Source organism: Streptomyces sp. NPDC042371, assembly GCF_056437465.1.
Genome location: NZ_JBWKAP010000001.1, coordinates 55,398 through 78,169, shown reverse-complemented (window position 1 = coordinate 78,169; position 22,772 = coordinate 55,398). Strand labels below are relative to the sequence as shown.

Here is a 22,772-nt window from a genome sequence, read left to right as displayed (position 1 = left end):
TACGGCGCGCGGGAAGGGGGCGCCGACCGGTTTTCCGGGAGTCCTGTGGCGGGTGGGGGAGGAGGTGGCGACTGACCCGAATGGCGACATGCGGGACGGGCGGTTCCTGGCGCGCTCCGGACGGCGGATTACCCGGCAGGGAGTTGGGCACAACGCATGCAGACTCGCCTCGCGGCACCCGTGGGGCGGGGGAATCGGGCGGCGTGCCCCGTTGCCGCGGGCCTGGAGTCGATTTATCGTCCCAGCACGATTCGCGAGCAAGATCACAATATGTGAAGGGGCCGCGGCCATGGTGGCGAAGAAGACCGCCGTACAGCAGTCGGCGTCCGGCAGATCCACAGGCGCGGCCGCAGCGACGGCCAAGGATGTGAGCGGCAAGAAGAGCACGCACGGGGCCAAGGAGACGGCTGCCAAGAAGGCCACGACGGCCAAGGCAGCCAAGGCAGCCAACGCCACGACGAGCAAGGCCACGGCCAAGAAGGCCGTCGCGAAGAAGACCGCCACCAAGAAGACGGCGGCCAAGAAGACCGCCGCCAAGGCGGTCGACCAGGAGGTGGCCGCTCAGGACACAGGCGCCGACGAGGCCCCTGAGAGCGCTGCCAAGGCCGTCCCCGCTAAGAACGCGAAGAAGACGGCCGCCAAGAAGAGCACCGCGCACAAGAGCACGGCCAAGAAGAGCACGGCCAAGAAGACGGCCGCGTCCGCGGCCGATGATGCGGCTGAGGCCGCGGAGACGACGGGAGCCACGACGGTGGTTGCGAAGAAGACTCCGGGCACGGCGACAGCAGCGAAGCAGCCGACGGCGGTGCCCAAGGCGCGCGCTGCGGCGGTGGAGCCCGGCGAGCTCGCGGTCCGGCCCGGGGAGGACCCCTGGACGCCGGAAGAGGCCGCGGAGGCCCGCGCGGAGCTCCAGAGCGAGGCGCTGAGGCTGGGCAGCGAGATCAACTCCTCCGAGGAGTCCCTGGCGGGCCTGATGCGGGACTCCGGGGACGGGGCGGGCGACGACGACGCGGACACCGGCACGAAGAACATCACGCGGGAGCACGAAATGGCGCTCGCCGCCAACGCGCGCGAGATGCTCGTGCAGACCGAGCGCGCCCTGGAGCGCCTCGACGCGGGGACGTACGGCCTCTGCGAGAACTGCGGCAATCCGATCGGCAAGGCACGGATGCAGGCCTTCCCGCGCGCGACGCTGTGCGTGGAGTGCAAGCAGAAGCAGGAGCGCCGCTACTGAGCCCGGCCTGGGCGCCGGGGACCGTACGTGTGTGCCGTACTCTCGTCCCCAGTCAGGTACCTAGGTTGAGGGACTCACGTGGCAGAGGCGGAGCGCATCATCGGTACGCCGGACATCCCTGAGACGGCCGGGGACGAGCCGGAGCAGTCCGGTCCGGACTCCGAGAAGACGGCGGCGGCCGAACAGGACGGGCAGCAGGCCGAGGCCGGGGCCGAAGGCGCGACTGCGGCCGAAGGTGCGACCGCGGCAGCGGACAAGGGCAAGCGCAAGATCGCCGTGCTCTTCGCGGTGGCCGTCGTCGCGTACGCCTTCGACCTGATCAGCAAGATGATCGTGGTGGCCAGGCTGGAGCACCACGAGCCGATCGAGCTGGTCGGCGACTGGCTGCGCCTCTCCGCGATCCGGAACGCGGGCGCGGCCTTCGGCTTCGGCGAGGCCTTCACCATCATCTTCACCTGCATCGCCGCGGCTGTCATCGTGGTGATCGCGAGGCTCGCCCGCAAGCTGTACAGCCTGCCGTGGGCGATCGCGCTCGGCCTGCTGCTCGGCGGCGCGCTGGGCAACCTCACCGACCGCCTGTTCCGCGCGCCCGGCGTCTTCGAGGGCGCGGTCGTCGACTTCATCGCCCCGAAGGGCTTCGCGGTCTTCAACCTCGCGGACTCGGCGATCGTCTGCGGCGGCATCCTGATCGTGCTGCTCTCCTTCCGCGGCCTGGACCCGGACGGCACGGTCCACAAGGACTGAGGCCGGGGGCGGCAGCGGGCCTGTGGTGCGGGAGTGTCGGTGCGCTCCTGCATACTCAATGGGTGAGCACGATTCCCGAGATCCGTACCCTGCCCGTGCCGGACGGCCTGGAGGGCGAGCGCGTCGACGCCGCCATCTCGCGCATGTTCGGGTTCTCCCGTACGAAGGCCGCCGAGCTTGCCGCGGCGGGGAAGGTCTCGGTCGACGGCTCGGTGGTCGGCAAGTCCGAGCGGGTGCACGGCGGCGCCTGGCTGGAAGTGGAGATGCCGCAGACGGCCGCTCCGGTGCAGATCGTCGCCGAGCCCGTCGAGGGCATGGAGATCGTCCATGACGACGACCACATCGTCGTGATCGTCAAGCCGGTCGGCGTGGCCGCGCACCCGAGCCCGGGCTGGACCGGGACGACCGTGATCGGCGGCCTCGCCGCCGCGGGGTACCGGATCTCCACCTCCGGCGCGGCCGAGCGCCAGGGCATCGTGCACCGCCTCGACGTCGGCACGTCCGGCCTGATGGTCGTCGCCAAGTCGGAGCGTGCGTACACCTCCCTGAAGCGCCAGTTCAAGGAGCGCACGGTCGACAAGCGCTACAACGCGCTGGTCCAGGGCCACCCCGACCCGATGAGCGGCACCATCGACGCCCCCATCGGCCGCCACCCGAACCACGACTACAAGTGGGCGGTCACGGCCGAGGGCAAGCCCTCCGTGACGCACTACGACCTCATCGAGGCCTTCCGCGCCGCCTCCCTGCTCGACATCAAGCTGGAGACGGGGCGCACGCACCAGATCCGCGTCCACATGTCGGCCCACCGGCACCCGTGCGTGGGCGACCTGACGTACGGCGCGGACCCCACGATCGCCAAGCGCCTCGGCCTCACCCGCCAGTGGCTGCACGCCGTCCGGCTCGGCTTCGAGCACCCGGGCGACGGCCAGTGGGTGGAGTACGAGAGCGGCTATCCCGAGGACCTCCAGAAGGCCCTCGACCGGGTCCGCGCGGAGAGCTCGTGACCGGTGTGACGGTCCGGACCGCCGAGGGCACGGACGACCTGGAGGCCTGCTTCGCCGTCCGCAAGGACGTCTTCGTGGTCGAGCAGCAGGTTCCGGAAGAGCTTGAGTACGACGAGCACGACGCCAGGGCGGTGCACGTCCTGGCCGTCCGCGAGGACGGCGTCCCGCTGGGCACGGGCCGACTCCTGACCGGCGCCGCGGCGGCCGCCAAGAACGGCGGCGACACCGGAGTGGGCGCGCTCGGACGGCTCGCGGTGACGCGGGCCGCGCGCGGCCTCGGCGTGGGCGCCGCCCTGGTGCGGGCCATCGAGGACGTGGCACGCGCGCGTGGCCTCACCGCGGTGGACCTGCACGCGCAGACCCACGCCCTGGGTTTCTACGAGCGCCTCGGATACGAGGTGTACGGCCCGGAGTTCCCCGACGCCGGAATCCCGCACCGCGCGATGCGCAAGCCGCTGAACCAGCAGCAGAACCCGTAGAACCACGGAGCGGGCCGGGCAGGTTCGTAGAACGTGTCGCTCCGGTTGGCGGGGAATGCGTGGCAGGGTTGAGGCCTTGATCGTCCAAGTCTCGACTGCCGGAGTGCACACGTGGATCAACTGGCGCTGGTGCTCATCTTGCTGCTCGGTGCCGTGGTCACCGTGCCCCTGGGGGACCGCCTCGGGCTGCCCGCGCCGGTCCTGATGACGCTGGTGGGGATCGGCATGGCCCTCCTGCCGTTCGTGCCCAATGTGGAGATCCCGCCGGACTACATCCTTCCGTTGGTGCTCCCGCCACTGCTCTACGCCACCGTGCAACGCACCTCCTGGCGGCAGTTCACGGCCAACATCCGCCCCATCCTGCTGCTCGCCGTCGCGCTGGTGTTCGTGACCACGGCGGCGGTCGCCGCGGTCGCCAACTCCGTCGTCCCCGGGCTGCCGATCGCGGCCGCCGTGGCGCTCGGGGCGCTCGTCGCGCCGCCCGACCCCGTGGCCGCGACCGCGGTCGCCGGATCGCTGGGGCTGCCGCGCAGGCTCGTGTCGATCCTGGAGGGCGAGGGGCTCTTCAACGACGTCACGGCGATCGTGCTCTACCACGTGGCGATCGCGGCGGCGATGAGCGGCACCTTCTCCTGGCCCTCCGCCGTGGGGCTCCTGGTGCTGTCGGCCGTGGTCGCCGTCATCGTCGGCCTCGTGCTCGGCTGGCTCACCAACAAGCTCATGGGTCTGCTGGGCGACGCCACCCTGCAGACCGGCCTGACGCTCCTGGTGCCGTTCGTCAGCTATGTGCTGGCCGAAGAGCTGCTCGGCTCCGGCGTGCTCGCCGTCCTCACCACCGCGCTCTACCTCGCGGAGAACGCCGTCGACGCCGACGACGTGCTCGGACGGATCACCGGACAGACCTTCTGGCAGATCGTCGACACCCTCGTGACCGGCATCGCGTTCGGGCTCATCGGCCTGGAGCTGCACAACGTCTTCGGCATCGCGAGCGGCCGCCCGTGGGAGATGTTCGGCTGGGGCGCGGCGATCGTCGCCGTCGTCGTCGGCGTACGACTGCTCTGGCTGCTGCCCGCGACCTGGCTGGCCAAGCGGCTCCACAAGCGCCGGGACGTGGACGAGGAGATCCCCACGACCTGGCGCGAGACCGTCGTCATGTGGTGGTCGGGGATGCGGGGCGTGGCCTCGGTGGCGCTGGCCCTCGCCATCCCGCTCAAGACGGACGACGGAGCTCCGTTCCCGGCCCGCGACGAGATCATCTTCATCGCGTTCTGCGTCATCATGGCGACCCTCGTCGCCCAGGGACTCACCCTGCCCTGGCTGGTGCGCAAGCTCGGCGTGCGCGCCGACGCCGACACGGAGCGCGAACTCGAGCGCATACTCGCCCTCCGTGCGGCCAAGGCCGCCAAGCGCCGCCTCAAGGAGATCGAGGAGGTCGAGGAGCTCCCCGACGACCTCTCCGAGCGGCTGCAGCGCGGCGCGTTCGACATCGGCGCCAGGATCAGCCCCGACCTGCTCGACGACGAGCGCCGCGAGCGGTACGCCAAGCGCGTCGACCGGCTGAAGGCGGTCCAGCGCATCCAGCGCGAGATGATGTCCGCCGCCCGCCACGAGGTGCTCGCCGCGCGCAGCGAGCCCGGCGCCGACCCGGAGGTCGTCGACCGGGTCCTGCACCACCTCGACGTACGCAGCCTGAGGTGACCGCCGGGCGGCCCGCGCTCAGCCGCGGCCCGTCCGGGGGACGTCCGGCGAGAACTGCTCCAGGCGCGGGCGGTGGCCGTTCGGCACCGGCTCGGCCGTGGCGGTGGTGACCCGCGGCAGCGCGTAGGCGTGGTGCTCGGCGAGCCACCGGATCATCTGCTCGCGCACCGTGACCCGCACCGTCCATATGTCGTCCGCGTCCTTCGCGGTGACCAGGGCGCGGACCTGGATGGTGGTCGGTGTGGTGTCCGTCACCGCGAGGCCCCAGTCCCTGCCGTCCCACGCGGCGCAGTCGCGCAGGATGTCGTGGAGCCGCTCGCGCATCCGCACGACGGGCGCGGAGTGGTCCAGCTGGAAGAAGACCGTGCCGGTCATCTCGGCGCTGCCCCGCGACCAGTTCTCGAAGGGCTTAGAGGTGAAGTACGACACCGGCATGGTGATCCGGCGCTCGTCCCAGGTGCGGACGGTCAGGAAGGTCAGGGTGATCTCGTCGATCGTGCCCCACTCGCCGTCCACCACCACCGTGTCCCCGAGCCGCACCATGTCGCCGAAGGCGATCTGCAGCCCGGCGAAGAGGTTGCCGAGGGTGGACTGGGCGGCGACACCGGCGACGATGCCGAGGACGCCCGCAGAGGCGAGCAGCGAGGCGCCCGCGGCCTGCATCGCGGGGAACGTCAGGAGCATCGCGGCGACGGCCACGACACCGACGATCGCGGTGACCACCCGCTGGATGAGGGTCACCTGCGTACGCACCCGGCGGACGCGGGCCGGGTCGCGGTGCATGGTGGCGTAGCGCGCGTACGACGATTCGACGACGGCCACCGCGATCCGCACGACGAGCCAGGCGGTGGAGCCGATGAGGATGAGCGTGAGGGTGCGGCCGATGCCCGCCGAGTGGTCATCGGCGATCTTGGTCTGCTGGTACGAGCCTCTCAGGATGGCGGTGCACAGGACGACTTGCAGGGGTACGCGGCAGCGGCGCAGCAGCCCCCACAGCGGGGTCTCGTGGTGCCGCTCGTCGGCCCGGCGCAGCAGGACGTCGACCAGCCAGCCGACGACCACCGTGAGCACGACCGAGCCGCCGACCACGATCAACGGACGCAGTACGTTCTCCATGCCTCCGAGGGTAGGGGTAGGGCACGGATGGCACGATGGCCCCATGAACATCGTGCTTTTCCATTCGACGTACGGTCTGCGGCCCGCAGTGCACGCGGCGGCGGACCGACTGCGTGCCGCCGGGCACGAGGTGTGGACCCCCGACCTCTTCGAGGGCCGCGTCTTCGACAGCGTCGAGGAAGGCAGGACGTTCCAGAACGAGCTCGGCAAGGACGAGATCCTGAAGCGCGCGATCCTCGCCGCCGCGCCCTACTCGGAGCGGGGTCTCGTCTACGCGGGCTTCTCGCTCGGCGCCGCGACCGCGCAGACCCTCGCCCTCGGCGACGAGAAGGCGCGCGGCCTGCTGCTCCTGCACGGCACCTCCGACCTCGCGGAGAACGTGTCCGTGGACGAGCTGCCCGTGCAGCTGCACGTCGCCGAGCCCGACCCGTTCGAGTCCGACGACTGGCTGAGCGCCTGGTACCTGCAAATGGGCCGGGCCGGGGCCGACGTGGAGATCTACCGCTACGCGGGCGCGGGCCACCTCTACACCGACCCGGACCTCGACGACTACGACGCCGAGGCCACGGAGGCGACGTGGCGCACGGCGCTCGGCTTCCTGGAGACGCTCTAAGGCCCCGGCCCAGGCTCCGGCCCCGGGTGGTCAGCGGACCGGTGCGTGCACCCGCTCGACCTGCTGCGTGCCGGTGAGCGTGCGGTACGAACGGGCCCAGGACGAGGTCGCCTCGGGGTCGGTCCGGTCCGAGACGACGTAGTAGTCCATCTGCGAGCGCTCGGCGGTGACGTCGAGCACGCCGTAGCCGTGCGAGTCCATGTCCAGCCACTTCACGTGCCGGTTGGCCGCCTTGATGGCGCCCGCCGCCACGAGGGAGACCGTGTGCGGGGCGACGTGGAGCATGTCGTCGATGTTGTCGGAGCTCACCGAGGTGACGACGAACTCCGTCGCGGCCGAGGCCGACAGGGGGTACGTGGCCGCCTTGGCCGGTACGTCGTTCGCCCAGGCCATGTGGATGTCACCGGTCAGGAAGACGGTGTTGCGGATCTTGTTGTCGCGCAGGTGGGCGATGAGTTCCTTGCGGTCGTCCGTGTAGCCGTCCCACTGGTCGGTGTTGATGGCGAGGCCCTCACCGGGCAGGCCGAGCAACTCCGCGAGGGGCTTGAGGAGATGGGCGGGCAGGGAGCCGAAGGCGACCGGCGTGATCATCACCGAGGTGCCGACCAGCTTCCAGGCCGCGTCCGATGCGGCCAGGCCCGACTTCAGCCAGTCGAGCTGCGCGCGGCCGGTGATCGTGCGGTCCGGGTCGTCGACCTCGCCGCTGCCGAACCCCGCCTGCTCGGAGCGGAAGGACCGCAGGTCGAGCAGGTGCAGATCGGCGAGCTTGCCGTAGCGGACGCGGCGGTAGACGGTGCCCTCGGTCGAGGGGCGTACGGGCATCCACTCGAAGTACGCCTGCTTGGCCGCCGCCATGCGGCCCGCCCAGTCGCCCTCGGTCTCCGGCGAGTGGTTCACGGCCCCGCCCGACCAGGCGTTGTCGGCGAACTCGTGGTCGTCCCAGATCGCGATGACGGGATGCGTGGCGTGCATCGCCTGCGCGTCGGGGTCGGTCTTGTGGACGCCGTGCCGGGTGCGGTAATCGGCGAGCGTGGTGATCTCGTGCTTCGGCTCGTGCTGACGTACGACGTACTCGGCGGACGGGTACTCGCCGGTCCGGTACTCGTAGATGTAGTCGCCGAGGTGGAGGACCGCGTCGAGCTCGGTGCGGGCCGCGAGGTGGCGGTAGGGCGAGAAGTGGCCGGCCTCCCAGTTGGCGCAGGACACCACACCGAAGCGGACGCCGTGCGCGGACGCGTCGTGGGCGGGGGTGGTGCGGGTGCGGCCCACGGGGGAGCGCACGTCCCCCACGGAGAAGCGGAAGTAATACGTGGTCGCCTGGCGCAAGCCCCTTACGTCGGCCTTGACCGTGTGGTCCGATCCGGCCCGTGCGGTGGTGCTGCCGCGGCCGACGACCCGGGTGAACCCCTTGTCCTCGGCCACCTCCCAACTCACCTCGGTGTCGGGACCCTTGCCGGAGCCGGGCACGGCATCGGGGGTGGGCGTCACGCGGGTCCACAGCAGGACGCCGTCGGGCAGCGGGTCGCCCGATGCGACTCCGTGGTGGAAGGCGGGTCCCTCGGCGGCGTACGCGGGTATGGCTGCGGCGAGCGGGGCGCCGAGCGCGGCGGTGGCGGCGGCGGCCTTGACGACCGTGCGGCGGCTTGGCGCACGGGTGTTGAGCGGCGGCTGAGCATCGTTTCGACTGGTCACGGGCGATCACCTTACTCAGTGGTAATCGCAAAGAGCGGGCGAACCCGAGGAGTTCGCCCGCTCTTTTCCCACGCGCCCTGTCAAAGGGCGCTGTTCAGCCCTTGAGGGCCTTGTCGATCGCGGTCTTGTAGTCCTCGACCGTGCTGGGCGCGTTCTTCGAACCGGGGCCCGTCAGCTGCTTGCCGTCCATGACGAAGGAGGGCGTGCCCTCGACGCCGTCCTTGTTGTCGTCGAACTTCTTCGACATCTCCAGGGCCCACCGGTCGTAGGTCCCGGCCTTGACGGCCTTCTTGAAGGCGGCGTTCTTCTTGAGGTCCGGCACCTGGTCGGCGGCCTTGAGGAGGTACGAGTCGTCCTTGAACTTGTCGTCCTGCTCCGAGGGGTGGATCTTCGCCGAGAAGAGCACCTTCTTGTACTCGAGGAACGCCTCGTCGCTGACGTTCAGGGCCGCACCGAGCGCGCTCATGGCGTTCCTGGAGCCCTCGCCCGGGATGTTCCGGTCGAGGAAGGTGGCGCCGATGAACTCGATCTTGTACTTGCCGTCCTTCATGTCCTTCTCGACGGTCGGGCCGGCCGTCTGCTCGAAGGCGGCGCACACGGGGCAGCGCGGGTCCTCGTAGACCTTCAGGGTCTTCTTCGCGGACTCCTTGCCGAGGACGACGGTCGTGCCGTTCGTGCCCGAGGTGTTGGCCGGCTTGACGAGCTTGGCGTCCTTGGCCTCTTCCCAGTAGCCGGGCTTGTTGGACTGCATGACGGCATAGCCGACACCACCGGCTATGGCGAGCACGCCGACGATCGAGACGCCGACGATGATGCCCCGCTTCCGCTTCTCGCGCTTGCGCTCGGCCTCCTGCTGGGCGCGGATGCGCTCGCGTGCTGCGGACTTGGCGGCCTGACTGTTGCGCTTGCTCATGATCTTTTTCTCCGTGTGGGTGACTGCGTGGGGTGCTGTGCTCAGGCGAAGACGGCCGAGCACGGCGGTCCACGCCGCCCCACGAAGTGCACGAGGAGGCGCGTGCGCGCCGCCCGCACCCGGCGCGCGGGGCGCGGGGCGCGGCGTACGGGCATGCGGGAGGTGGTGACCGCGGCGACCGCGATCAGCAGGGGCCGGAACGTCGCGGCGGTGACCGCGCCCAGGAGCTGGGCCAGCGCCCGCTCGCCGCGCCGCAGCCAGGCCGCCGCGAGGAGACCCACCCCGACGTGCGCCCCGAGCAGCAGCCAGGCGGCCGTCGGGTCCACGTCGGCGAGCAGCGCGGCCGCGCCGTGCCCCTCCGCGGTCATCCGGGCCAGCGGCGTCCCCACGGGCGCCCCGCCGCACAGCACGTCGAAGCCGACGGCGCGCAGCGGGCCCGCGACGGGGCCGCCCGCCTCGCCGTAACAGACGTGCTGCCCCGCGGTGAAGACCGTGTCGGCGGCCAGCTCCAGGGGGATCAGCAGGGTCGCGATCCGTCCGTACCCGCGCTCGCGCCCCGCCAGCGCGTACGCGATGAGGAAGACGGCGGCGGCGATCGCCGCGACGGTGGTCAGCGGCAGGGGAACGCGGGACAGCAGCACGTGCGACGCGGCGGACAGCGTCACGACGAGTGCCGTGAAGAGCGCCGCGCGCACCACTCTGAGCTGATTCCCGGATATGTCCATCGCGGAGGAGTGTGTCATGCGTTCCTGTGGGTGACCTCTACAGCCCCGGGATCCGGCCGTTGCGGAACAGGTCGACGAAGATCTGGTGGTCGGCGCGTGCGCGTGCCCCGTACGAGTGCGCGAAGTCCACGAGCAGGTCCGCGAAGCCGCCCTCGTCGGCGGCGATCGCGGCGTCGATGGCGCGCTCCGTGGAGAACGGCACCAGGTCCGAGTGGCCGCTCTCGTCGTCCGCCGCGGCGTGCATCGTGGCGGTGGCGCGGCCCAGGTCGGCGACGACCGAGGCGATCTCGTCCAGGTCGTCGATGTCCGACCAGTCCAGGTCCACGGCGTACGGCGACACCTCGGCGACCAGCTGGCCCGCGCCGTCCAGCTCGGTCCAGCCCAGCCACGGGTCGGCGTGCGCCTGGAGGGCGCGCTGCGAGATGACCGTGCGGTGGCCCTCGTGCTGGAAGTACCCACGGACCGCCGGGTCCGTGATGTGCCGCGAGACCGCGGGGGTCTGCGCCTGCTTGAGGTAGATCACGACGTCGTTCTCCAGGGCGTCGCTGTTGCCTTCCAGGAGGATGTTGTACGAGGGCAGGCCCGCGGAGCCGATGCCGATGCCGCGACGGCCGACGACGTCCTTCACGCGATACGAGTCGGGGCGGGTGAGCGAGGACTCCGGCAGCGTCTCCAGATAGCCGTCGAACGCGGCGAGGACCTTGTACCGCGTGGCGGCGTCGAGCTCGATGGAGCCGCCGCCCGACGCGAAGCGGCGCTCGAAGTCGCGGATCTCGGTCATCGAGTCGAGCAGCCCGAAGCGGGTCAGGGAGCGGGCGTCGCGCAGCGCGTCCAGGAGGGGGCCCTGGGCGGTGTCCAGCGTGAAGGGCGGCACCTCGTCGCTCTTGGCGCCCGTCGACAGGTCGTGGATCCGCTCGCGGTACGCCGCTGCGTAGGTCCGCACCAGGTCGGTGATCTGGTCGTCGCCGAGCGCCTTCGTGTAACCGATCAGGGCCACGGAGGCGGCGAAGCGCTTCAGGTCCCAGGTGAAGGGGCCTACGTACGCCTCGTCGAAGTCGTTCACGTTGAAGATCAGGCGGCCCTGCGCGTCCATGTACGTGCCGAAGTTCTCGGCGTGCAGGTCGCCGTGGATCCACACCCGGCCCGTGCGGTCGTCCAGGTAGGGCCCGCCGTGCTGCTCGCGCTCCAGGTCGCCGTAGAACAGGCAGGCCGTGCCGCGGTAGAACGCGAAGGCGGAGGAGGCCATCTTCCGGAACTTCACCCGGAACGCGGCGGGGTCCGCGGCGAGCAGCTCGCCGAAGGCGGTGTCGAAGACGGCGAGGATCTCCTCGCCGCGCTGCTCAGCCGTGGGCTGCGGGACCGACATCGCTGGGTGCCTCCTGGTACAGGGGTGGTGCGTGACATGGGGCGGGTGCTCCGCCCCCTGGGACAGAGGGCCGCTCCGCCCCTCGGGACAGATGTTCCGTCCCTTCCAACGCTCGACCGTACCCCCGAGTGCCCGCCGGTTGTCAGCGCCCCGGATTAGACTTCCACGCTGTCCCCCCAGACTGCCCGCAGCCTGTCACCCCTCGTTCGCCGGAGGCCTTCCACCGTGACCAAGCCGCCCTTCACGCACCTGCACGTGCACACCCAGTACTCGCTGCTTGACGGTGCCGCGCGGCTCAAGGACATGTTCGACGCCGCCAATGAGATGGGCATGACGCATATCGCCATGTCCGACCACGGCAACCTGCACGGTGCGTACGACTTCTTCCACTCGGCGCAGAAGGCGGGCGTGACGCCGATCATCGGCATCGAGGCGTATGTGGCGCCGGAGTCGCGGCGGAACAAGCGCAAGATCAAGTGGGGACAGCCGCACCAGAAGCGCGACGACGTGTCCGGTTCGGGTGGTTACACCCACAAGACGATCTGGGCGGCGAACGAGAAGGGCCTGCACAACCTCTTCAAGCTCTCCTCGGACGCCTATGCCGAGGGCTGGCTGCAGAAGTGGCCCCGCATGGACAAGGAGACCATCTCGCAGTGGTCGGAGGGGCTGATCGCCTCCACCGGCTGCCCCTCGGGCGAGCTGCAGACGCGGCTGCGGCTCGGGCAGTTCGACGAGGCGGTCCAGGCGGCCTCGGACTACCAGGACATCTTCGGCAAGGACCGGTATTTCCTGGAGCTGATGGACCACGGCATCGACATCGAGCGCCGGGTCCGTGACGACCTGCTCCGGGTCGGCAAGAAGCTCGGCATCCCGCCCCTGGTGACGAACGACTCGCACTACACGTACGCGCACGAGTCCGTCGCGCACGACGCGCTGCTCTGCATCCAGACCGGCAAGAACCTCTCGGACCCGGACCGCTTCCGCTTCGACGGCACGGGCTACTACCTGAAGTCCACGGACGAGATGTACGCCATCGACTCCTCGGACGCGTGGCAGGAGGGCTGCCGCAACACGCTCCTGGTGGCCGAGCAGATCGATACCACGGGCATGTTCGAGAAGCGCGACCTGATGCCGAAGTTCGACATCCCGGAAGGCTTCACCGAGGTCACCTGGTTCCAGGAGGAGGTCCGGGTCGGCATGGAGCGCCGCTACCCGGCCGGTGTCCCCGACGACCGGCAGAAGCAGGCCGAGTACGAGATGGACATCATCATCCAGATGGGCTTCCCGGGGTACTTCCTCGTGGTCGCCGACTTCATCATGTGGGCCAAGAACAACGGCATCGCGGTCGGCCCTGGCCGAGGCTCCGCGGCAGGCTCGATCGTCGCGTACGCCATGGGCATCACCGACCTCGACCCGATCACGCACGGCCTGATCTTCGAGCGGTTCCTCAACCCCGAGCGCGTCTCCATGCCCGATGTCGACATCGACTTCGACGAGCGCAGGCGCGTCGAAGTGATTAGGTACGTGACCGAGAAGTACGGCGCCGACAAGGTCGCCATGATCGGTACGTACGGAAAGATCAAGGCGAAGAACGCGATCAAGGACTCCGCGCGCGTGCTCGGATATCCGTACGCGATGGGCGACCGCCTCACCAAGGCCATGCCCGCCGACGTCCTCGGCAAGGGCATCGACCTCTCCGGCATCACCGACCCCAAGCACCCGCGCTACAGCGAAGCGGGCGAGATCCGGGGGATGTACGAGAACGAGCCGGACGTGAAGAAGGTCATCGACACCGCCAAGGGCGTCGAGGGCCTGGTCCGGCAGATGGGTGTGCACGCGGCCGGCGTGATCATGTCCAGCGAGCCCATCGTCGATCACGCCCCGCTCTGGACGCGGCACACCGATGGCGTGACCATCACGCAGTGGGACTACCCCCAGTGCGAGTCGCTCGGCCTGCTCAAGATGGACTTCCTGGGCCTGCGCAACCTCACCATCATGGACGACGCCGTCAAGATGGTGCGGAACAACAAGGGCATCGACCTGGAGATGCTCTCCCTCGAACTGGACGACCCCAAGACCTTCGAACTGCTCTGCCGCGGTGACACGCTCGGCGTCTTCCAGTTCGACGGCGGCCCGATGCGCTCGCTGCTGCGCCAGATGCAGCCCGACAACTTCGAGGACATTTCCGCCGTCTCGGCCCTGTACCGGCCGGGCCCGATGGGCATGAACTCGCACACGAACTACGCCGAGCGCAAGAACGGCCGCCAGGAGATCACGCCGATCCACCCGGAGCTCGAAGAGCCCCTGAAGGAGACGCTCGGCCTCACCTACGGCCTCATCGTGTACCAGGAGCAGGTGCAGAAGGCCGCGCAGATCATCGCGGGGTACTCGCTCGGCGAGGCCGACATCCTGCGCCGCGTGATGGGCAAGAAGAAGCCCGAGGAGCTGGCGAAGAACTTCGTCCTCTTCCAGGAGGGCGCGAAGAAGAACGGGTACTCGGACGCGGCGATCCAGGCCCTGTGGGACGTCCTGGTCCCCTTCGCCGGATACGCGTTCAACAAGGCGCACTCCTCCGCGTACGGCCTGGTCACCTACTGGACCGCGTACCTGAAGGCGAACTACCCCGCCGAGTACATGGCCGCGCTGCTCACCTCGGTGAAGGACGACAAGGACAAGTCGGCCGTCTACCTCAACGAGTGCCGCCGCATGGGCATCAAGGTGCTCCCGCCGAACGTGAACGAGTCGGTGCACAACTTCGCCGCCCAGGGCGACGACGAGATCCTCTTCGGCCTGGAGGCCGTCCGCAACGTCGGCACGAACGTGGTCGAGTCGATCATCCGGTCGCGCAAGGCGAAGGGGAAGTTCACCTCCTTCCCCGACTACCTGGACAAGGTCGAGGCCGCCGCCTGCAACAAGCGCACCACGGAGTCCCTGATCAAGGCGGGCGCCTTCGACACCATGGGGCACACCCGCAAGGGCCTGACCGCGCAGTACGAGCCGATGATCGACAACGTGGTCGCGGTCAAGCGCAAGGAGGCCGAGGGCCAGTTCGACCTCTTCGGAGGGATGGGGGACGAATCCGGCGGCGACGAGCCGGGCTTCGGGCTCGACGTGGAGTTCTCCGAGGACGAGTGGGAGAAGACCTACCTGCTCGCCCAGGAGCGGGAGATGCTCGGTCTCTACGTCTCCGACCACCCGCTCTTCGGCCTGGAGCACGTGCTGTCCGACAAGGCGGACGCGGGCATCGGGCAGCTGACCGGCGGCGACTTCTCCGACGGCTCCGTGGTCACCATCGGCGGCATCATCTCGGGCCTGCAGCGGAAGATGACCAAGCAGGGCAACGCCTGGGCCATCGCCACCGTCGAGGACCTCGCGGGCTCCATCGAGTGCATGTTCTTCCCGGCCACCTACCAGCTGGTGTCGACCCAACTCGTCGAGGACGCCGTGGTCTTCGTCAAGGGACGCCTCGACAAGCGCGAGGACGTGCCCCGGCTCGTCGCCATGGAGATGCAGGTCCCCGACCTGTCGAACGCGGGCACCAACGCACCCGTGGTGATCACCATCCCGACGGTCAAGGTGAGCCCGCCGATGATCACCCGCCTCGGCGAGGTCCTCAGCCACCACCGCGGCAACAGCGAGGTGCGGATCAAGCTCCAGGGGGCGCAGAAGACCACCGTGCTGCGGCTCGACCGGCACCGGGTGAAGCCGGACCCGGCGCTCTTCGGTGACCTGAAGGTGCTGCTCGGCCCGTCCTGCCTGGCGGGCTGACCCGCCCCTTACTTATCCAAACCGGACATGTCGGAGAGTAAGATGCAGAGTGCATCTAATTCTTCTCGTGTGTGAGGGTGGAGTGCCGTGAACGGTGCCGCTGTCGACAAGGCCGTATTCCTGATGCGTGAGACGCACCAGTCCCCGGAGGCGACCCGCCGGGCGCTGCACGACTACTTCCCGCGGATGGAGTTCACCGACCGCGTGCGGCACGTGCGCGCCGCGTACGCCGTCATCCAGGGCGGCCGCAAGGTCGTGCGGCCGAGGCCCTCCGAGCTGGAGAAGCCGAGCTCGTTCATGGTCGCGCACGAGCGGCACGGCTTCACGGACTGAGCGGACTGAAGAGACCGGCCTCCGTCCTGCGCGGACCGGTCCATGCCATGAGGGGCGCACCCGAGCCGGGTGCGCCCCTCATGTGTGCCATATGCGCCTGGATGTGCGTCAGTTGTGACCGAAGCGGCGCTGGTGCTTACGAGCAACATCGGCAGGGCTGCCCTGGGCCTGCGTCTGCATCGGCGACTGTGCGTCCACAGCGGTCGACTTGGCCTGCTCCTGTGCCTGCTCGGCCTGTGAGGAGCGGTTCTGCTGGCCGCCCTGCTTGCGGTTCTTGTTCTTGGCCATGGTGATCTTCCTCCTGAGGGGGATCTGGGGGCCAGGATGCGACCAGATTCACATATGGCTGCAAAGTGTGCATTTCGGAGAATTACCGTGCGTAATAAGGCCGGTCGGGGAACGATCCGCAGATGCGCCACGCCGAAGATCGAGTTCCGGCCGTTAACCTCCGCCGGGTCGGGCAGACTCGAAGGGAACCCGACGCGGACCCGCACCCCTATTCGTTGTCCAGACAGGGTGTCTTCGTGGGCCTTCGAGGGAACGTCCAGAGACCTCCAGGCACGTCGCACTGTTCTGGAACCTCCAGGCACGTCAGGGAACCTCCAGGGAAAGAGGGTGGACCGCGTGGATCGCTGCATCGTCCTGGTGGACGCCGGGTATCTGCTGGGTGCCGCCGCGAGTCTCCTCGCAGGCGAACCGTCCAGGTCCCGGATCACCGTCGATCACTCCGCTCTGATCCAGGGCCTTCGCGAGCGCGCGGAATCCGACACCGAGCGCCCCCTGCTGCGCATCTACTGGTTCGACGGGGCCCCCGACCGCGTCCCCCAGCCCGAGCACCGGCGGCTGCGCGTCATGCCGCGCGTGACCGTCCGCCTGGGCGCCCTGACCCGCAGCGACGGACGGTGGGCGCAGAAGGGCGTCGACGCCGCGATGCACGCCGAGCTGACCGAGCTGGCCCGCAACCGCGCCTGTTCCGACGTCGTGCTCGTCACCGGCGACGGCGATCTGCTGCCCGGGATGATGGCCGCCAAGGAGCACGGCGTCGCCGTCCACCTGTGGGCCGTGCAGGCCGCCGACGGGGACTACAACCAGTCCGAGGACCTCGTCGCGGAGGCCGACGAGCGGCGCGTGCTCGACCGGGCCTGGATCACCAAGGCCGTGCGCCCCAAGGAGCTCTCCGGCATCTGCGCGCCCCCGCCCGTGCCACGCCCCGAGATCGCCGCGATCCTCTCCGCCCCGCTGCCGGAGTCCGCCCTCGCCGCCGCCGCGCAGCACACCGAGGAAGAGGCCCCCGCCCGGCACCCCGAGCCCGCCGCCAACGGCAGTCGGCCCGACGAGCACCGCATGCCGCCCGGCAAGGGCGTGCCCACCCCCAAGGACCTCGCCGCCCTGCGCGGCCCCGGCACCCAGCCACCGCAGCACCCCACGAACGCGACACTGCGCTGGTCCTCCGACAAGGGCTGGGTCGAGCGCCCCGGCGGCGCGCCCGAGGGCGCCGAGGCCGCCGCGCTGCCCACCCTCGCCCAGCTGACGACCGCCGAGCAGCGCTGGGCCGACCGCGAGGAGGACATCACCACCGTCGGCGGCGACCCCTTCGAGGTAGGACAGGTGTTCGCGCGGCGCTGGATGGCGCGCCTCCCGGAACAGCACAACCTGCACAAGCTGTCGACGATGTACCCCCGCATCCCGCACCGCGTCGACGGGGAGCTGCTCCGCTACGCCGCACGGTTCGGCCTGCTCGCCCACAAGGACGACCAGATCGACGAGCACGACCGGTACGCGATCAGGGCGGGTTTCTGGCGGGAGGTCGACTCGCGGACGGCCGCCGAGCACGCGCCCGCGGGGGACCGCGCAGGTGACTGACACGGGGCGTACGGGGCGCCCCGGGCGCAGTCCGTGCCCGCGGACCCCGTAGGCTCGTCCTTCGTGAGTACGCGTCCGACACCGGCAGTCCGACAGGGACTCCGTCAGGAAAACGGCAACGACGCCGTCTGCGCGGTGCGCGACCTGGTCAAGACCTATCCCGCCGCCCGCGCCCGGCGCGGCAGGCCCGCGACCCCCGAGGTCCGCGCCACCGACGGGATCCGTCTGACGGTCGGACGCGGCGAGATCTTCGGTCTGCTCGGCCCCAACGGCGCCGGCAAATCCACCCTCGTACGCCAGCTGACCGGGCTGATGCGCCCCGACAGCGGCAGCGTCGAGATCCTCGGCCACGACATCGTGCGCCACCCCGAGCGGGCCGCGCGGATCCTCGCGTACCTGGGGCAGGAGTCCACCGCCCTCGACGAGCTGACCGTGTCGCTCGCCGTCGAAACGACCGGACGGCTGCGCGGCCTGGAGGTGGCGCGGGCGCGGGCCGAGCGGGACGCGGTCCTCGAGGAGCTGGGGCTCACGCCGCTGGCCTCGCGGCCGCTGAAGAAGCTTTCCGGCGGGCAGCGGCGGCTCGCCTGCTTCGCCACCGCGCTGGTGGCGGAGCGGCAGCTGCTCGTCCTTGACGAGCCCACCACCGGCATGGACCCGGTCGCGCGGCGCGCCGTCTGGGCGGCGATCGACCGGCGCAGGGCCGAGCGCGGCACGACGGTGGTGCTTGTGACCCACAACGTCATCGAGGCCGAGACCGTCCTCGACCGTGTCGCCGTGCTCGACCAGGGCAAGGTCATCGCCTGCGACACCCCGGCCGGGCTCAAGGAGCAGGTCGCGGACGAGGTCAGGGTGGAGCTGGTGTGGCGGGAGCGGGCGCCGCTCGACGTGCCCGAGGTGGCCGCGCTGCGGTCCTCCGCGGTCGAGTCGGGACGGCGGTGGTCCCTGCGGCTCGCCCCGGACGAGGCGCGGGCCGCCGTCGCGGCGGTCACCGGCGGGGCGGCGTTCGCCGCGCTGGACGACTTCACGCTGGCCACGCCCAGCCTGGAGGATGTCTATCTCGCACTGGGCGGGAGCGGGCGGGGGCTGGTGAAGGCGTGACACCGAGCAGAGTGCGTAGGAACAGCGACAGAAGGGTTGCCCGGTGAGTGCCGTTCCCCTCGAAGCCGTGGTGCGGGCCGACGGGCGTGCCGAGGCGGCCGACATCGGCCCCGCGCCGCTCGGGCCGCCGGCCCGGCTGCTGCCGGCGCTCTCGGCCGTCTACCGCGCGCAGCTGTCACGGGCCCGGGTCGCCCGGATACCGCTGCTCTTCGTGGCGACCTTCCAGTCCGTCGGCATCATGATCCTGATGCGCGGTGTCGTCGACGGGGGCGGTGAGGCGCGGGCCGTCGTCGCCGGGTCCTCCGTGCTCGTCGTCGCGTTCGTCGCCCTCAACCTGCTCGCCCAGTACTTCGGACAGCTCCGCTCCGACGGCGGCCTCGACCACTACGCCACGCTCCCCGTGCCGCCCGCCGCCGTGGTCCTGGGCGCCGCGGCCGCGTACGCCTCCTTCACGGTGCCGGGGACGTTCGTGACGGCGATCGTCGGATGCGGGCTCTTCGGGCTGCCCTTCACGCACCTGTGGGTGCTCCTGGCGGTGATCCCGCTCGCCGGTGCCGCCCTGGCCGGGCTCGGCGCGGCCCTCGGGCTGCTCGCGCCACGGCCCGAACTGGCCACGCTCCTCGGTCAGATGGGCATGTCGGCGGCGCTGCTGCTCGGGGTGCTCCCGGCCGACCGCATGCCGATGCCGCTGCAGTACGCGCGCGACCTGCTGCCCTCGACGTACGGCGTGGAGGCCTTCGCCCGTACGTTCGGGCCGGATCCGGACTGGGCCGTGGTCGCCCTCGACCTCGCGGTCTGCGCGGGCGTCGGCGTGGTCTCGCTGGCCGTCGCCACCTGGGCGTTCCGCCGGGCGGCCGTGCGGTGACGCGCCGCACAGGGAGTGCTGGCACGATGTGGGGGTGACCGCACCGTTGACACCCTCCCAACCGCCGCACGAACAACCCCCGCACGACCCCTGGCAGGCGCCCGCGCAGCCGTCGGGAGCGACGTCTCCTCACGGATACGAGGAGGACGGTCCCGGCATGAAGACCGAAGTGCGGCAGGCTGCAGTGATCATGGTCGCGGTGGCCGTCGGCGGCGTTCTGCTCGGACTGCTGTGGATGTGGCTGTCACCGCGGGTGCCGCTCATCTCGGACGGCAAGCTGGTGTACCTCAAGGACACCGAAGGCGAGCAGGCCATAGGCGTGGACGGAACGTTTACGCTCCTGTCGCTCGGCTTCGGTCTCGTCAGTGGCGTCGTCGTCTTCCTGCTCCGCAAGCGCGGCGGCATTCCGCTGGTCGCGGGGCTCGGGCTCGGCAGCCTGCTCGGCGCGCTGCTCGCGTGGCGGGTCGGCATCTGGCTCGGACCCGAGACGGACGTCGCGGCGCACGCCAGGGCCGTCGGCAAGGGTGTCGTCTTCGACGCGCCGCTGGAACTCAAGGCCATGGGCACGGTCCTCGCCTGGCCGGTGGCCGCGCTTGCCGTGCACCTCGGCCTCACCGGTCTGTTCGGCCCGCGGGACCCGGAGCCGTATCCGGCGCCCTGAGTCCCGCTGCCGCGTCCCCGGCTCTAGGCGGGGCGTTTGCCGTGGTTGGCCTTGCGCTTCTTCGCCCGCCACTTCCGCATGCGCGTCTTTTTCGACATGCCCTCGGTACTAGTCCCGTGCGGGACGGGTGTCGAGGGCGCTTTCACGTCGTCCGCGGCAGCGGGGACGAGGGGGCTCAGCTCCGGCCGATGGGCGCGAGCACCGCGTCCGTGAGGGACGCCAGGTCGCCCGGCGCCAGTTCGACCTCCAGGCCGCGGCGGCCCGCCGAGACGCAGACCGTGGGGTGCGCCGACGCCGAGTCGTCCAGGACCGTGCGCAGCTTCTTGCGCTGGCCGAGCGGGGAGATACCGCCCCGTACGTAACCCGTGGTGCGCTCGGCGGCCGCCGGGTCGGCCAGCACGGCCCGCTTGCCCGCGACCGCGGCGGCCAGGGCCTTCAGGTCCAGGGAGCCCGCCACGGGGACGATCGCCACGGTGAGTGCGCCGTCGACCTCGGCCACCAGCGTCTTGAAGACCCGGTCGGGCGAGACGCCCATGGCCTCGGCGGCCTCCTCGCCGTACGAGGGGTGGGACGGGTCGTGCTCGTAGGAGTGGACCGTGAAGGGCGTACCGGCCGCGGTGAGCGCGACCGTCGCGGGCGTCCCCCCGGCCTGGGCCGTCTGCTTCTTCTGCTTCTTCGCCATGGTGCTCGCGCCTTAGGTGAGTGGAGACCCGTCGTCAGTTGAGGCTCGTCGTCCCGCGCGTCAGGTCCGTCGCGGGCAGCGAGGGCAGATTGCGGATGATCGCGGTCTCGGAGCGCAGCAACGTCAGCTCGTCCCGCAGCCGCGACACCGTGTCCGGCGCCTCGAGGAGCCGCTGCTTGGTGCCGGTGTCGAGGACGGCCGCCGCGGCGACCAGGTACGACACGACGGACGGGTCGTCGGGCAGCTCGGCGCCCGTCGACAGCGAGCGCTCCCGCGCCCCGGCCAGCCGCTTCTGGTAGGAGCGGAAGGCGCGCAGGACGCCTTCGCCCAGCGTGCCCGCGCCCTCGCCCAGCTCTTCCGGCACCTCCTCGACCTCGGCCGTGAGGAAGGCCCCCGAGGCGTCGACCGAGTGGATCCGCACCCGCGTCGTGCCCGTCGCGAGCACCTCGAAGCCACCGTCGTCGCGCTCCCTGATCGTCGCGGCGTCCGCCACGCAGCCCACGGTGTGGAAGGCCTTGAGCGGATCGTCGCCGAACCCCGCGGCGGGGCCGTGCTCGGGCAGCGCCGTCGGGTCGGGGAGCCCTGGCGCGCTCGGCGCCACCTCCTGGCCGTCGCGGATCGCGACGACGGCGAACTGGCGCTGCTCCTCCTCGGGAGTCTTGAGCAGCTCGCGCATCATGGCGCGATATCGCTCCTCGAAGACGTTCAGCGGCAGTACGAGGCCGGGGAACAGCACCGAGTTGAGCGGGAAGAGCGGAAGCCGGGTGGTCACGACCGGCAAGCCTAATGGTCGCCGGAGCGGTCGCGTCCCCGCGGACCGCGCAGCGGTGTCATCGACGCCACTTCTATGCGCACGCCGTCGCGCAGCTCCAGGAACTGGCCGAGCGGATCGTCCGCCATCCGGTCCCAGGGGAACGACGTCGCGTACGGCCCGATCAGGCGCAGTTGCTCCAGGGCGTCGTCCCACCGCTCCAGGCGGACCAGGACGTACGTGAGGAGGTTGCGGACCTCGGCGGGCCACGGGTCCCCGGCCTCGTACGACTGCGACAGACCGATCGCCAGGTCCGCCGCCGCGTCCAGCCGCTCGCGCGGCAGGTGCCCCGAGGGGCTGGTCAGGTAGGCGAAGGCGGCCCGTGCCGGAAGGACCTGTATCAACGAGCCGGGCAGTGCGTCGCCCGCGGCGCGCTCGGCGAAGTCGAAGCACTCGCGGTGCGAGCCGTACCAGGCGGCCGACAGGTACTGCAGGGCCGAGGCATGGCAGCCGTAGTGGTACGAGGAGCGGCGCACCGCCTCCTCCCACAGCTGCTCGAAGAGGGTGTGCGGGGCGTGCGTGCCGCGGGCGTGGTCCAGGGCGATCCGCCACGGCACCGGGTCGCGCGGGTCGGCCTCGGCGGCCGCGGTGAGCAGCGGGCCCGCGTCGCGCAGGAGCTCGGCGCGGGCAGGCGACTCCCAGCCGCGCACCACCGCGAGCTCGGCCTTGACGAGCAGGGCGTCCGGGTCGTGCGGGGACGCGCCGAGCCAGTCGTCGAACCACTCGGGGCGCGAGCGCGCGAAGGCGGCGAGCCGCGTGGTGTAGCGGTCGCGGTTCTCCCACTCGGCGGCCTCGCGGGTGGTGGCGAGGAGCTTGGCGGCCGGGCCGTGGTCACCGCGGCCCGCGGCCACCAGGGCGGGGGCGAGCCGCTCGTCGGGCACGTCGAGGAGCACCTCGTCGTCCGGGGTCAGTCCGGCGGCGAGCCGCTGGGTGTGCCGGACCATGCGGGCGGTACGGATGAAGGCACGCAGCACCGTGCCCTCCTTCATGCCTCAACCGGCGCCGCTCGCGCGGATCCGCCGGTCACCGTCGTGGTTGTTTGTCGGTCGCAGGGATGACGGCCCGGGGCGGGGGATGGTTGCCTGCCGTTGAGTAACGGTTCAGCCT

General features: G+C 70.7%; 21 protein-coding genes. 12 read left to right on the top strand and 9 right to left on the bottom strand.

The features are described 5' to 3' along the window. Positions 1 to 289 precede the first annotated feature (289 nt). From AC068B_RS00360 to AC068B_RS00340, 5 genes are all read left to right on the top strand, one after another. Positions 290 to 1,234 (top strand): TraR/DksA family transcriptional regulator, encoded by a 945-nt coding sequence (locus tag AC068B_RS00360; protein WP_478668006.1) that lies wholly within the window; start codon positions 290 to 292, stop codon positions 1,232 to 1,234. Positions 1,235 to 1,312: 78 nt separating this feature from the next. After that, positions 1,313 to 1,978 (top strand): signal peptidase II, encoded by a 666-nt coding sequence (gene lspA, locus AC068B_RS00355; protein ID WP_478668005.1) that lies wholly within the window; start codon positions 1,313 to 1,315, stop codon positions 1,976 to 1,978. A 62-nt stretch (positions 1,979 to 2,040) separates the two neighbouring features. Then, positions 2,041 to 2,982, top strand: coding sequence for an RluA family pseudouridine synthase (locus tag AC068B_RS00350; protein WP_478668004.1), 942 nt, complete (start codon positions 2,041 to 2,043; stop codon positions 2,980 to 2,982). After that, complete coding sequence (locus tag AC068B_RS00345; protein ID WP_478668002.1) at positions 2,979 to 3,461, top strand: GNAT family N-acetyltransferase; 483 nt, start codon at positions 2,979 to 2,981, stop codon at positions 3,459 to 3,461. Before AC068B_RS00350 ends, AC068B_RS00345 begins: the two co-directional genes overlap by 4 nt. A gap of 111 nt (positions 3,462 to 3,572) precedes the next feature. Next, complete coding sequence (locus AC068B_RS00340) at positions 3,573 to 5,159, top strand: Na+/H+ antiporter (protein WP_478668001.1); 1,587 nt, start codon at positions 3,573 to 3,575, stop codon at positions 5,157 to 5,159. 18 nt (positions 5,160 to 5,177) lie between these two features. On the opposite strand, the gene AC068B_RS00335 is transcribed toward AC068B_RS00340, so the two are convergent. Beyond that, the gene (locus tag AC068B_RS00335) at positions 5,178 to 6,275 is read right to left on the bottom strand and encodes a mechanosensitive ion channel family protein (protein WP_478667999.1); all 1,098 of its coding nucleotides are present in this window, start codon (positions 6,273 to 6,275) and stop codon (positions 5,178 to 5,180) included. A gap of 43 nt (positions 6,276 to 6,318) precedes the next feature. Between AC068B_RS00335 and AC068B_RS00330 the strand changes: the two genes are divergently transcribed. Further along, positions 6,319 to 6,888 carry a dienelactone hydrolase family protein gene (locus AC068B_RS00330; protein WP_468560175.1) on the top strand — a complete coding sequence of 190 codons (570 nt, stop codon included), beginning with the start codon at positions 6,319 to 6,321 and terminating at the stop codon, positions 6,886 to 6,888. 30 nt (positions 6,889 to 6,918) lie between these two features. Here AC068B_RS00330 and AC068B_RS00325 read toward each other — a convergent pair whose 3' ends face one another. The 4 genes from AC068B_RS00325 to AC068B_RS00310 all read right to left on the bottom strand — a co-directional run bounded on the left by AC068B_RS00325 (position 6,919) and on the right by AC068B_RS00310 (position 11,584). Beyond that, positions 6,919 to 8,580: an alkaline phosphatase D family protein gene (locus AC068B_RS00325; protein ID WP_478667998.1), complete on the bottom strand. Its 1,662-nt coding sequence runs from the start codon at positions 8,578 to 8,580 to the stop codon at positions 6,919 to 6,921. Positions 8,581 to 8,674: 94 nt separating this feature from the next. Next, positions 8,675 to 9,493: a thioredoxin domain-containing protein gene (locus AC068B_RS00320; protein WP_478667996.1), complete on the bottom strand. Its 819-nt coding sequence runs from the start codon at positions 9,491 to 9,493 to the stop codon at positions 8,675 to 8,677. Positions 9,494 to 9,534: 41 nt separating this feature from the next. Then, positions 9,535 to 10,218 (bottom strand): hypothetical protein, encoded by a 684-nt coding sequence (locus AC068B_RS00315; protein ID WP_478669187.1) that lies wholly within the window; start codon positions 10,216 to 10,218, stop codon positions 9,535 to 9,537. Positions 10,219 to 10,255: 37 nt separating this feature from the next. Continuing rightward, positions 10,256 to 11,584 (bottom strand): DUF2252 domain-containing protein, encoded by a 1,329-nt coding sequence (locus AC068B_RS00310; protein WP_478667995.1) that lies wholly within the window; start codon positions 11,582 to 11,584, stop codon positions 10,256 to 10,258. 225 nt (positions 11,585 to 11,809) lie between these two features. On the opposite strand from AC068B_RS00310, the gene dnaE reads away from it, so the two are divergent. Continuing rightward, positions 11,810 to 15,352 (top strand): DNA polymerase III subunit alpha, encoded by a 3,543-nt coding sequence (gene dnaE / locus AC068B_RS00305; protein ID WP_478667994.1) that lies wholly within the window; start codon positions 11,810 to 11,812, stop codon positions 15,350 to 15,352. Between the two features lie 87 nt (positions 15,353 to 15,439). Next, positions 15,440 to 15,685 (top strand): hypothetical protein, encoded by a 246-nt coding sequence (locus tag AC068B_RS00300; RefSeq protein WP_478667992.1) that lies wholly within the window; start codon positions 15,440 to 15,442, stop codon positions 15,683 to 15,685. 108 nt (positions 15,686 to 15,793) lie between these two features. On the opposite strand, the gene AC068B_RS00295 is transcribed toward AC068B_RS00300, so the two are convergent. Next, on the bottom strand, positions 15,794 to 15,973 hold the full coding sequence (locus AC068B_RS00295) for a hypothetical protein (protein WP_306333868.1): 180 nt from the start codon (positions 15,971 to 15,973) through the stop codon (positions 15,794 to 15,796). 336 nt (positions 15,974 to 16,309) lie between these two features. Here AC068B_RS00295 and AC068B_RS00290 point away from each other — a divergent pair, with 336 nt between their 5' ends. The 4 genes from AC068B_RS00290 to AC068B_RS00275 all read left to right on the top strand — a co-directional run bounded on the left by AC068B_RS00290 (position 16,310) and on the right by AC068B_RS00275 (position 20,172). After that, positions 16,310 to 17,548 carry an NYN domain-containing protein gene (locus AC068B_RS00290; protein WP_478667990.1) on the top strand — a complete coding sequence of 413 codons (1,239 nt, stop codon included), beginning with the start codon at positions 16,310 to 16,312 and terminating at the stop codon, positions 17,546 to 17,548. Between the two features lie 63 nt (positions 17,549 to 17,611). Continuing rightward, positions 17,612 to 18,646 carry an ABC transporter ATP-binding protein gene (locus AC068B_RS00285; RefSeq protein ID WP_478667989.1) on the top strand — a complete coding sequence of 345 codons (1,035 nt, stop codon included), beginning with the start codon at positions 17,612 to 17,614 and terminating at the stop codon, positions 18,644 to 18,646. Between the two features lie 43 nt (positions 18,647 to 18,689). Further along, complete coding sequence (locus tag AC068B_RS00280) at positions 18,690 to 19,511, top strand: ABC transporter permease (protein WP_478667987.1); 822 nt, start codon at positions 18,690 to 18,692, stop codon at positions 19,509 to 19,511. Between the two features lie 34 nt (positions 19,512 to 19,545). Then, positions 19,546 to 20,172 (top strand): DUF2567 domain-containing protein, encoded by a 627-nt coding sequence (locus AC068B_RS00275; protein ID WP_478667986.1) that lies wholly within the window; start codon positions 19,546 to 19,548, stop codon positions 20,170 to 20,172. 175 nt (positions 20,173 to 20,347) lie between these two features. Here the strand turns inward: AC068B_RS00275 and ybaK are convergent, their stop codons facing one another. Genes ybaK through AC068B_RS00260 form a run of 3 tightly spaced genes read right to left on the bottom strand, consistent with a single transcriptional unit; the run spans position 20,348 to position 22,654 of the window. Continuing rightward, positions 20,348 to 20,854 (bottom strand): Cys-tRNA(Pro) deacylase, encoded by a 507-nt coding sequence (gene ybaK / locus AC068B_RS00270; protein WP_478667984.1) that lies wholly within the window; start codon positions 20,852 to 20,854, stop codon positions 20,348 to 20,350. Between the two features lie 34 nt (positions 20,855 to 20,888). Continuing rightward, positions 20,889 to 21,635, bottom strand: coding sequence for an LON peptidase substrate-binding domain-containing protein (locus AC068B_RS00265; RefSeq protein ID WP_478667983.1), 747 nt, complete (start codon positions 21,633 to 21,635; stop codon positions 20,889 to 20,891). Between the two features lie 2 nt (positions 21,636 to 21,637). After that, complete coding sequence (locus AC068B_RS00260) at positions 21,638 to 22,654, bottom strand: hypothetical protein (protein ID WP_478667981.1); 1,017 nt, start codon at positions 22,652 to 22,654, stop codon at positions 21,638 to 21,640. Positions 22,655 to 22,772 lie beyond the last annotated feature (118 nt).